Below are 10,246 nucleotides of genomic sequence, written 5' to 3'. Positions count from 1 at the left end.
GAAGATGCTCACGCAGACGCTCCGCTCCCTTGAGCGAGACGGACTCGTGGCGCGCAGCGTGACCCCGTCCGTGCCCGTCCAGGTCGAGTACACCCCTGGCTCGGACCCGCCACCGACTTCTGCTGGCGCTACCTGGAGGCCCCCGGCGCCGAACCCGGCGCCTACGACGTCCTCGCCGTCCTGACCTTCCTCGACCACGTCCCCGACCGCGACCGCGCCGAGACCGCCTTCACCCGCGTCCGCGACCTCCTCGCCGCCCACGCCGCCAGCGACCACCAGGGACCGCTCGACTTCGCCCCCGCCCCCGGCGGGTACGGGCACCGGCTCTTCGCCGCCGACGACATCGACGCCGCCCTCGACGCCCTCATCGACGAGCAGGGCGACGACGGCGGCTGGGACGTCGCCTTCCCCATCTGGACCCCCGTCACCCGCCCCGAATGGCGCGGCCACGTCACCGTCGAACACCTCAAGACCCTCCGCGCCTACGGGCGACTCAAACCCTGACCGGGGGTCACAGCAGAGCCCGGACGGGCGCGCCCGCCAGGGCCCTCACCTCGTGCGCGAGATGGGCCTGGTCGGCGTAGCCCGCCGCGAACGCGACCTCCGCCAGCGGCCGGCCCGCCCGCGCCAGCCCCAGCGCCCGCTGGAACCGCAGCACCCGCTGCAGCGTCTTCGGCCCGTACCCGAACGCCGCCAGCGACCGGCGCCGCAACTGCCGCTCACCCAACCCGAGCTCGTCCGCCGCCTCCCGGACCGAGCCCTCCGCCAGGCGCCCCGCCATCGCCGCGACGAGCGGATCCGCAGGCCCCATCCGCGCCCGCAACGCCTCCACCAGCGCCGCGCGGCGGTCGCCCGCGGCCGCCACCGCCTCCGCCAGCCGGTCGGCCTCCCCGCCCCACAGCTCACGCAACGGCACCCGCGCGTCGCGCAGCGCGTCCGCCGGGACGCCCAGCACCGGCGGCGCCGCCCCCGGCGCGAACCGCACCGCCGCGATCTCCTCGCCCGGCCGCATGACCGCCGGCATCGGGCCCGTGTCCGGCCCCGCCACCAGGATCCCGCCGCCCGCCCAGATGAGGTCCACGCAGCCGTCCGGGAGCACGCGCTGGACGAACGGCTCGGCGTCCGGCGGCAGCTCCGCCGTCCACGAGCACGCCAGCCCCGGCGTCCGGTACTCGCGGTAGCGCGTGGGATTCATCCTTCCTGCATACCACCCGCGTTCACGGGCAGGGGCTCCAGGACACCGACCAACGGAGGAGACCCGATGCCGAACAACGATCTTCAGGGCACGACCATCGCCTTCCTGTGCGCCCCCGAGGGCACCGAGCAGGTCGAGCTGACCGAGCCGTGGAAGGCCGTGGAGCAGGCCGGAGCCACCCCGCGCCTGGTCTCCACGCAGTCCGGCCGCCTCCAGGCCTTCAACCACCTGGACAAGGGCGACACCTTCCCCGTCGACACCACCGTCGACGCCTCCGACCCCGCCGAGTTCGACGGCCTCGTGCTGCCCGGCGGCGTCGCCAACCCCGACTTCCTGCGCACCGACCCCGGCGCGGTCGCGTTCGTCCGCGCGTTCTTCGACGCGGGCAAGCCCGTCGCCGTCATCTGCCACGGGCCGTGGACCCTCATCGAGGCCGACGTCGTCCGGGGGCGGACCATGACGTCCTGGCCGAGCCTGCGGACCGACCTGCGCAACGCGGGGGCCACCTGGGTGGACGAGGAGGTCCAGGTCTGCGAGGACGGCCCCAACACCCTGGTCAGCAGCCGCAAGCCCGACGACCTCAAGGCCTTCTGCCAGGCCGCCGTGGAGGCGTTCAAACGGTGACGCGGCCACATGTGGTCTAGACCTCTGACCTAGACCACTGGGTGAACCCCGGGGGACCATATCCTGCACGAATATCCGTACCGACAAGTAACTAAGTACGGTTGTTGACGTGACCCGTCGAGCGAAGATCGTCAGCACCATCGGTCCGGCCTGCTCCAGCAGCGAGCAGATCAACGCCCTCGTCGAAGCCGGCATCGACGTCGCCCGCCTCAACATGAGCCATGGCGACTACGCCGTCCACGAAGAGGTCTACCACCGGCTCCGCGCCGCCGCCGACGCCACCGGCCGCGGCGTCGGCATCCTCGCGGACCTGCAGGGCCCCAAGATCCGCATCGGGCGCTTCCCCGACGGCCCCGTGCGGCTCACCCTCGGCGACGAGTTCACCATCACCACCGACGACGTGCCCGGCACCCGCCGCGAGGTGTCCACCACCTACCAGGGGCTGCCGGGCGACGTCAGTCCCGGCGACACCGTCCTCATCGACGACGGCCGCGTCGCTCTCAAGGTCACCTCCGTCGACGGCACCCGCGTCCACACCACGGTCACCGTCGGCGGCATGGTGTCCGACAACAAGGGCCTCAACCTCCCCGGCGTCCCGGTCAGCGTCCCCGCCCTCACCGAGAAGGACGAGCGCGACCTGCGCTGGGCCCTGCGCCTCGGCGTCGACCTCGTCGCCCTGTCCTTCGTCCGCACCCCCGCCGACGCCGACATCTGCTACCAGATCATGGAAGAGGAGGGCATCCGCGTCCCCCTCATCGGCAAGATCGAGAAGCCGCAGGCCGTCGAGCGGCTCCCCGAGATCGTCGCCGCCTTCGACGGCATCATGGTGGCCCGCGGCGACCTCGGCGTCGAACTGCCCCTCGAACAGGTGCCGATCGTCCAGAAGCGCGCCATCGAGCTATGCCGCGAGAAGGCCCGCCCGGTCATCGTCGCCACCCAGATGCTCGAATCCATGATCTCCGCGCCGCGCCCCACCCGCGCCGAGACCTCCGACGTCGCCAACGCCGTCTTCGAGGGCGCCGACGCCGTCATGCTCTCCGGCGAGACCAGCGTCGGCCAGTACCCCATCGAGTCCGTCCTCACGATGAGCCGCATCGTGGAGACCGCCGAGCAGGCCTCCCTCCAGGCCACCCACACCCTGGAGCGCATGCCCGAGACCGTCGGCGGCGCCATCGCCCGCGCCGCCGCCGAGGTCGGCGCGATCGTCGGAGCCGAGGCCCTCGCCGCCTTCACCATGTCCGGCGAGACCGCCCGGCGCCTGTCCCGCTACCGCTCGCCGATCCCCCTGCTCGCCTTCACCTCCGTGCCCGCCGTCCGCGGCCGGCTCGCCCACGTCTGGGGCGTCGAGACCTTCATCGTCCCGCAGGTCGACCACACCGACACCATGGTCCGCCAGGTCGAGCAGGCCCTCCTCGAACTCGGCCGGTTCCAGAAGGGCGACAAGATCGTCGTCGTCGCCGGCTCGCCCCCCGGCACCGCCGGCTCGACGAACGCCCTGCGCGTGCACAGCCTCGGCGACGCCATCGCCATCCCCCACTGACCACCACCCTGCCGGGCACCGCGCGACCCGCACCCCGCGCGGTGCCCGGCTCCTTTTTCCCCAATTCACACCCGGCCCGGCGGACCTCGCGCGGCGCGCACCAATCACCGCCCGGTCTCAATTCCGCGACGCTCCGGAAACCCGCCGCGCTCTCAGTGCTTCGGCCCGACGAACTCGTCCAGCCGCGCCACCGCCTCCCGTCGCGCGACCGAGATGTTCTTCGCGTTCATCTGCGTCCACGCGATCCCGAGCCGATCCAGCGCCCCGGTGAACAACCCCTGGATGTCCAGCGACACGTTCGCGAAGTTGTAGCGCGGATACTCGTACCAGCGGTCCCCGTCCCGGAGGCGCTTGCGCACGCGGTTGGTGACCCGGCACCCGTCCGAGTGGATCAGTCCGCGGACGAACTCCTCCGTGCGCTCGTCGACGATCTCCCGCTGCCACCCCGCCAACTCGATCTTTCGTGTGTGCTTCATTCCCGGCCCGTGCTGGGGGAGCAGGCAGGGCCAGTGGTTGGAGTACGACCCCACCATCGTGCAGCCGGGCTTCTGGCGGCGTCCGACACGGGACGGCAGGACGGCGCCCACCACGGCGCCGGCGGCGTCGATCAGGCCCGGCCACACGTCGGAACAGGCGATTTCCAGGCGATGGACGCCGTTCGGTTGCCGGGCGAGATGCCCGTCGCCGAGGTAGAGACCGAGAAGGTAGGAGTAAGCGGCGCGATCGAGCGCCCGATCATGGCAACGCGGACATAACGGAGGAGTATGGCTCGCGGCTTTTTCGGGGTGCTTCTTCCAATTGCCCAGTGTGGACGTCGGGATGCCGGTCTGGCGGTGCACTTCAGCGATCGTGAACCCAGCCGCCAACAGTCGTAACGCCAGTGGGCGCTCTCGCGGATCGTACATGCCCGCAGTCTCCCGACCGCCACTGACAGTTCACGCATGATCGCTCTATGTGAAGCGTCGCGCCAGGCGTTGCTGACCTTGAGGCCATGCTGAAAAGAGGATCAGCGATTTCTCTGGCGTGCGGTGCTGTATTCACCAGCACAGCGCCTCACTGACGAATGTGGAGGCATTGCCGGTTTCGGGGCGAGCTCTCAGACGCAATGCGCGACGCGCGACGCTTAATGGAGGAGGGATCTCTAGAAGTGCCGGGAGCGGGACTCGAACCCGCACGCCCTTTCGGACAAATCCTTTTGAGGGATTCGCGTCTGCCTATTTCGCCATCCCGGCATATTTATCCGGACATGTCCCTTGGTGTCCGTATCGCCCTGCATGAGGCGGGGCGACGGGGACCAGGGTAGCGGGTTTCGGTAGGCTCGTGGGCGTGGAGAGCGCTCGGCGGGTTGTGATCGCGGAAGACGAGGCCCTGATCAGGCTGGACCTGAAGGAGATGCTTCAGGAGGACGGCTACGAGGTGGTCGGGGAGGCCGGGGACGGTGAGACGGCCGTCCGCCTCGCCGGGGAGCTGAAGCCCGACCTCGTGATCCTCGACGTGAAGATGCCGGTGCTGGACGGCATCTCGGCGGCCGAGCGGATCTCCGCGGAGCGGATCGCGCCGGTGGTGATCCTGACCGCGTTCTCCCAGCGGGAGCTCGTCCAGCGGGCGACCGACGCGGGCGCGATGGCCTATCTCGTCAAGCCGTTCTCCAAGACCGACCTCACACCGGCGATCGAGATGGCGGTCAGCCGGTACACCGAGCTGCGCGCGCTGGAGGCCGAAGTCGCGGGGCTGCAGGAGCGGCTGGACACGCGCAAGGTGGTCGACCGGGCCAAGGGGCTGCTGCAGCAGGCGCACGGGTGGTCCGAGCCCGAGGCGTTCCGTTGGATCCAGAAGACCTCGATGGACCGGCGGCTCACGATGCGGGCCGTCGCCGAGGCCGTCGTGGCGGGCGCCTCCGGGGGCCGGGACGAGCCCGCCGCGGGCTGACTCCTCAGCGCGGTCGAACGCCCGGTTGTCAAGGTCCAAAGCGCAGGTACCGGACCGGGCCGTTGACGTCACGTTTCGTAATCGTCCCAGGCAACGCCCGGTATCGGATGGGCACAGGGGAGTAACGAACGAGTAACCCTTCGATCCGGGGGTCCTGTTCTGGGGTGGGTCGACGGTGTACGACATACCTGGTCCCCGAGTGACCGGTTTCCTCCTTCGAGGGGGTCGGCGTCGGGGCTTCACTCGTACCCGATCCACCCGGATCCGGATGGAAAGGTTGGGCACCTTGCGGCGCAACATGATGAGGATCACCGGCGCGGTTGCGGTGAGCGCGGCGCTCGCGCTCAGCGCCGTGGCGTGCGGTGACGGCGATAGCGACTCCGGCAACGGCAACGAGATCACGCTCGGGTTCATGGGTGACCTGACCGGTGAGAACTCGGGCCTGGTGATCCCGCCCAAGCAGGGCGCGCAACTGGCCATCGAGCAGTACAACGCCACGAACCCGAAGGTCAAGATCAAGTTCAAGACCTATGACAGCCAGGGCAAGCCGGAGCAGGCGACGACGCTGGCGCAGGGCGCCATCAAGAACGACAAGATCGTCGGTCTGATCGGCCCCGCGTTCTCCGGTGAGTCGCAGAGCGTCGCCCCGATCCTCGAAGAGGCCAAGGTCCCGAGCGTGTCGCCGTCCGCGACCAACATCACGCTCGGCGAGAAGAGCTGGAAGTACTGGCACCGGGTGGTGGCCGACGACGCCGTGCAGAGCGACGGCGCCGCGAACTTCCTGGTGAACTCGGTGAAGGCGAAGAAGATCTTCACGGTGTCGGACAACCAGGACTACGGCAAGGGCCTCGCCGACGCCATCGGCAAGGCCGCCGGCGCCAAGGGCGTGCAGACCCAGACCGACGCGGTCGACGACAAGGCGACGGACTACTCCTCGACCGTCAACAAGATCAACCAGTTCAAGCCGGACGCGGTCTACTTCGGCGGCTACTACGCGGTGGCGGGCCGGCTGTTCAAGCAGCTCCGCGAGGCCGGCTACAAGGGCAAGATGATGTCCGGCGACGGCTCGCTGGCGACCGGTCTGATCGAGGGCGCCGGCCAGGCCAACGCGCAGGGCGCGCTGCTGAGCTGCGGCTGCCTGATCGACGCCGAGGGCAAGACGAACCCGAAGGCCAAGAAGTTCGCCGACGACTACAAGGCGAAGTTCAACTCCGAGGTCGCGATCTACTCGACCGAGGGCTTCGACGCCGCGACGGCGTTCATCGAGGCGATCAAGGCCGGCAAGACCTCGCCGGAGGACATCAACAGCTTCCTGAAGACCGAGGACTTCCAGGGCGTCGGCAAGCAGATCAAGTTCGCCGAGAACGGCGAGCTGGCGGCCAAGGACATCTTCATCTACGAGGTGAAGGACAACAAGCTGCCGCTGCTCGGCAACAGCAACGAAGCGAAGGTCTCGTAGGCGTCACCACGCCCCGGACCGACCGCCCCCGTCCCGGGGGCCCCTGATGGCGCGGGAGCGGGAGCGCTACAGCGCTCCCGCTCCTTTTGACGAAGGCGACCGAAGGTGCTCGACGACTTCATCAATCAATTCTGGCCGTCGACCGTCGACGGCCTGGCGCTGGGCGCGATCTACGCGCTGCTGGCGCTGGGCTACACGATGGTCTACGGCGTGCTCCGGCTGATCAACTTCGCGCACGCCGACATCTTCATGGTCGGCACGTTCGCGGCGCTGTGGACGGTGCGGACCCTGGACGTGTCCGCGGTGGGCGGCGTCGCGCTGATCGGCGTGGTGGCGCTCATGGCGGTGGTCGGCGGCGCGGTCGCGGGCGGCGGCGCGATGCTGCTGGAGGTGGCGGCCTACCGGCCGCTGCGCAAACGGGGGGCGTCGAGACTCGCGGCGCTGATCTCGGCGATCGGCGCGTCGATCTTCATTCAGCAGCTGATGGGCACGGTGCTCATCCACCGGGTGTTCGGGACGTCGAAGGAGGGCGGCAAGCTCGACGTCAACGAGCACTTCAAGAAGCTGTCGGACGTCGTGGACGTCGGGCCGATCCTGATCCGCAACGACCAGTTGATCGTCTTCGTGGGCGCGGTGCTCATGATGATCGCGCTGGACCAGTTCGTGAACCGCACGAAGCTCGGCCGGGGCATCCGCTCGACGGCGCAGGACCCGGAGACGGCCGTGCTGATGGGCGTGAACATCGACCGGGTCGTGCAGGTGACGTTCCTGGTCGGCGGGGTGATGGCCGGTGTGGCGGCGGCGCTGTACTTCCTGCGCTTCGAGAGCACGAACTACTTCGTCGGCTTCCTGCTCGGCATCAAGGCGTTCACGGCGGCGGTGCTCGGCGGCATCGGCAACATCCGGGGCGCCCTGGTCGGCGGCTTCACGCTCGGGCTGCTGGAGATGTACGGTTCGAGCTTCTTCGGATCCCAGTGGCGCGACGTGGTCGCGTTCTCCGTGCTGATCTTGGTCCTGATGTTCCGTCCCACCGGCATTCTCGGTGAGTCCCTCCAGCAGGCGCGCGCATGAACCTCACGAAGAACGGAAACGGCGACGGCGGCGCGGGCGGTCTCCGCTCGGCGCGCGACATGTTCTCTCTCGACCCGCTGCGCGACTGGTGGGCGTCGGCTCCCGGCGCGGTGCGGTGGGCCGTCTACCTGCTGCTGATCGTCGGCGCGCTGCTGCTGCCGAGCGAGGCGATCGGCTCGTTCATGGCGCCGAGCGGCAGCGACTGGCCGTCGATGCTGAGCAGCCAGATCGCGATCTACGTGCTGCTGGCGATCGGGCTGAACGTGGTGGTCGGCATGGCCGGTCTCCTCGACCTCGGGTACGTGGCGTTCTACGCGGTCGGCGGCTACACGATGGCCATCTTCGCGACGCGCTACGAGTGGAACTTCTGGGAGTCGCTGGGGCTGGCGATCGGGTTCTCGGCGCTGGCGGGGGTCATCCTCGGCGCGCCGACGCTTCGGCTGCGCGGCGACTACCTGGCGATCGTGACGCTCGGCTTCGGTGAGATCGTCAAGCGGACGGCGAACAACAGCTCGTACGTGAACGGCCCGCGCGGCGTGCAGGGGATCCCGCACCCGCCGTCGCTGTCGGAGTTCGAGATCCTGGGCGTCCAGCCGCTGAAGTACGGGCTGCTGGACGCGCGGCCGTACTACTACCTGCTGGTGCTGTTCATCATCATCGCGATCGTCTTCGTGAAGCGGCTGGAGCGGTCGCGGGTGGGCCGCGCGTGGGCGTCGATCCGGGAGGACGAGGACGCGGCGGAGCTGATGGGCGTGCCGACGTTCAAGTTCAAGCTGGCGGCGTTCGCGATCGGCGCGGCGATCGGCGGCAGCGGCGGCGTGGTGTTCGCCGGGCAGATCACCTCGATCAACCCGCAGAACTTCGAGTTCCTCGTCTCGGCGCTGATCCTGGCCGGCGTGGTGCTGGGCGGCTCGGGCAACCTTCCGGGCGTGATGCTGGGCGCCGCGGTGCTGGCGTGGCTGCCGGAGCGGTTCCGGTTCCTGCACGACTACCGGATGCTGATCTTCGGTGCCGCGCTCGTGGTGATGATGATCTTCCGTCCGGAGGGCCTGTGGCCGTCGCGGCAGCGGAAGGCGGAGCTGGCCGAGGGCACCGGCGGCATGGGCAGCATGGGCGCCGAGGTGGCCGGTCCGGGCCAGTCGGACGCGGCCGCCGTGGAGGAGGGCAAGTGAGCGAGGCGAAGGGCGCGTCGCCCGTCCTGGAGCTGCGGGACGTCGTCATGCGGTTCGGCGGCGTGGTCGCGCTCAACAAGGTGGACATCACGATCCGCGAGGGCGAGATCTTCGCGCTGATCGGCCCGAACGGGGCGGGGAAGACGACGGTGTTCAACGTGACCACCGGCGTCTACCGGCCGACCGAGGGGCAGGTGGTGTTCCGCGGGAAGCGCATCGACGGCAAGAAGCGCTACGTCGTGACGAAGCTGGGTGTGGCGCGCACGTTCCAGAACGTGCGGCTGTTCCACAACATGACGGCGCTGGAGAACGTCATGGTGGGCGCGGACGCGCACCACCGGACGGGGTTCGTCGGGGCGGCGCTCGGGCTTCCGTGGCACCGACGCGAGGAGCGCCGCGGCCGCGAGCGGGCGCGGGAGCTGCTGGAGCTGGTGGGGATCCCGCACCGCGGCGAGGAGGCGGCGAAGAACCTGCCGTACGGCGACCAGCGGCGGCTGGAGATCGCCCGGGCGCTGGCCACCGAGCCGAAGCTGCTGCTGCTGGACGAGCCCGCGGCGGGCATGAACCCGGCGGAGAAGGTGGCGCTGCAGCAGCTGATCCGCGACATCCGGGACACCGGCGTGACGGTGCTGTTGATCGAGCACGACATGAGCCTGGTCATGGGCATCAGCGACCGGGTCGCGGTGCTGGACTTCGGCCAGAAGATCGCGGACGGCCTGCCGGCCGAGGTGCAGAACGACCCGCGGGTCATCGAGGCGTATCTGGGGGCTCCGGCCGATGCTTCTTGAGATCAGTGACATCCACGTCCACTACGGGAAGATCGCCGCGCTGAAGGGCATCACCGCGGAGGTCGGCCAGGGGGAGATCGTCACGCTGATCGGCGCGAACGGCGCCGGGAAGACGACGACCCTGAAGACCATCTCGGGGCTGCGCGGGCTGTCGTCGGGCGCGATCCGGTTCGACGGCGAGGACATCAGCAGGATGCCCGGGCACAAGCGGGTGCTGGTCGGCATCGGGCAGGCGCCGGAGGGCCGGGGGATCTTCCCCGGCATGACGGTGGAGGAGAACCTGCTGATGGGCGCCTACGCCCGCAAGGACGACCCCGCCAAGGAGCTGGCGGAGGCGTTCGAGCTGTTCCCGCGGCTGGCCGAGCGCCGCAAGCAGCTGGGCGGCACGATGTCGGGCGGCGAGCAGCAGATGCTCGCGATCGGGCGGGCGCTGATGGCCAAGCCGAAGGTGCTGCTGCTGGACGAGCC

Annotated in this window: 10 protein-coding genes, 1 tRNA gene and 1 pseudogene; 9 read left to right on the top strand and 3 right to left on the bottom strand. The window is 69.6% G+C overall.

The window, feature by feature from the left end; all coding sequences use genetic code 11:
• Positions 1-91, top strand: a pseudogene (locus AB0C69_RS29820) (winged helix-turn-helix transcriptional regulator); the annotation flags it as partial.
• A 420-nt stretch (positions 92-511) separates the two neighbouring features.
• Here the strand turns inward: AB0C69_RS29820 and AB0C69_RS29815 are convergent.
• The gene (locus AB0C69_RS29815) at positions 512-1,195 is read right to left on the bottom strand and encodes a DUF6597 domain-containing transcriptional factor (protein ID WP_345175383.1); all 684 of its coding nucleotides are present in this window, start codon (positions 1,193-1,195) and stop codon (positions 512-514) included.
• A gap of 66 nt (positions 1,196-1,261) precedes the next feature.
• Here AB0C69_RS29815 and AB0C69_RS29810 point away from each other — a divergent pair, with 66 nt between their 5' ends.
• Together AB0C69_RS29810 and pyk are read left to right on the top strand one after the other, a co-directional pair.
• Positions 1,262-1,819, top strand: coding sequence for a DJ-1/PfpI/YhbO family deglycase/protease (locus AB0C69_RS29810; RefSeq protein ID WP_353835120.1), 558 nt, complete (start codon positions 1,262-1,264; stop codon positions 1,817-1,819).
• A gap of 109 nt (positions 1,820-1,928) precedes the next feature.
• A complete protein-coding gene (gene pyk, locus AB0C69_RS29805; protein ID WP_345175380.1) occupies positions 1,929-3,359 on the top strand; it encodes a pyruvate kinase in 1,431 nt (476 codons plus the stop codon).
• Positions 3,360-3,511: 152 nt separating this feature from the next.
• Here the strand turns inward: pyk and AB0C69_RS29800 are convergent, their stop codons facing one another.
• Both AB0C69_RS29800 and AB0C69_RS29795 read right to left on the bottom strand, forming a co-directional pair.
• Positions 3,512-4,264: a helix-turn-helix domain-containing protein gene (locus tag AB0C69_RS29800; protein WP_360358434.1), complete on the bottom strand. Its 753-nt coding sequence runs from the start codon at positions 4,262-4,264 to the stop codon at positions 3,512-3,514.
• Positions 4,265-4,507: 243 nt separating this feature from the next.
• Positions 4,508-4,591: transfer RNA gene (locus tag AB0C69_RS29795), tRNA-Leu, on the bottom strand.
• Positions 4,592-4,685: 94 nt separating this feature from the next.
• Here AB0C69_RS29795 and AB0C69_RS29790 point away from each other — a divergent pair.
• From AB0C69_RS29790 to AB0C69_RS29765, 6 genes are all read left to right on the top strand, one after another.
• On the top strand, positions 4,686-5,288 hold the full coding sequence (locus AB0C69_RS29790) for a response regulator (RefSeq protein WP_345175375.1): 603 nt from the start codon (positions 4,686-4,688) through the stop codon (positions 5,286-5,288).
• Between the two features lie 298 nt (positions 5,289-5,586).
• Complete coding sequence (locus AB0C69_RS29785; RefSeq protein ID WP_345175373.1) at positions 5,587-6,747, top strand: branched-chain amino acid ABC transporter substrate-binding protein; 1,161 nt, start codon at positions 5,587-5,589, stop codon at positions 6,745-6,747.
• 105 nt (positions 6,748-6,852) lie between these two features.
• The gene (locus AB0C69_RS29780; protein WP_345175371.1) at positions 6,853-7,818 is read left to right on the top strand and encodes a branched-chain amino acid ABC transporter permease; all 966 of its coding nucleotides are present in this window, start codon (positions 6,853-6,855) and stop codon (positions 7,816-7,818) included.
• The gene (locus tag AB0C69_RS29775) at positions 7,815-8,990 is read left to right on the top strand and encodes a branched-chain amino acid ABC transporter permease (RefSeq protein ID WP_345175368.1); all 1,176 of its coding nucleotides are present in this window, start codon (positions 7,815-7,817) and stop codon (positions 8,988-8,990) included. The genes AB0C69_RS29780 and AB0C69_RS29775 overlap by 4 nt, the downstream gene beginning before the upstream one ends.
• A 47-nt stretch (positions 8,991-9,037) precedes the next feature.
• Positions 9,038-9,778, top strand: coding sequence for an ABC transporter ATP-binding protein (locus AB0C69_RS29770; RefSeq protein ID WP_185033662.1), 741 nt, complete (start codon positions 9,038-9,040; stop codon positions 9,776-9,778).
• A partial coding sequence (locus tag AB0C69_RS29765; RefSeq protein ID WP_360358433.1) for an ABC transporter ATP-binding protein occupies positions 9,768-10,246 on the top strand: 479 nt, incomplete at its 3' end. The genes AB0C69_RS29770 and AB0C69_RS29765, both read left to right, overlap by 11 nt.

This window comes from Actinomadura sp. NPDC048032, assembly GCF_040653175.1.
GTDB classification, from domain to species: domain Bacteria; phylum Actinomycetota; class Actinomycetes; order Streptosporangiales; family Streptosporangiaceae; genus Spirillospora; species Spirillospora verrucosospora.
Note: the sequence above shows the minus strand (reverse complement) of the source record. Positions and strands in the feature narration are given on the sequence as shown.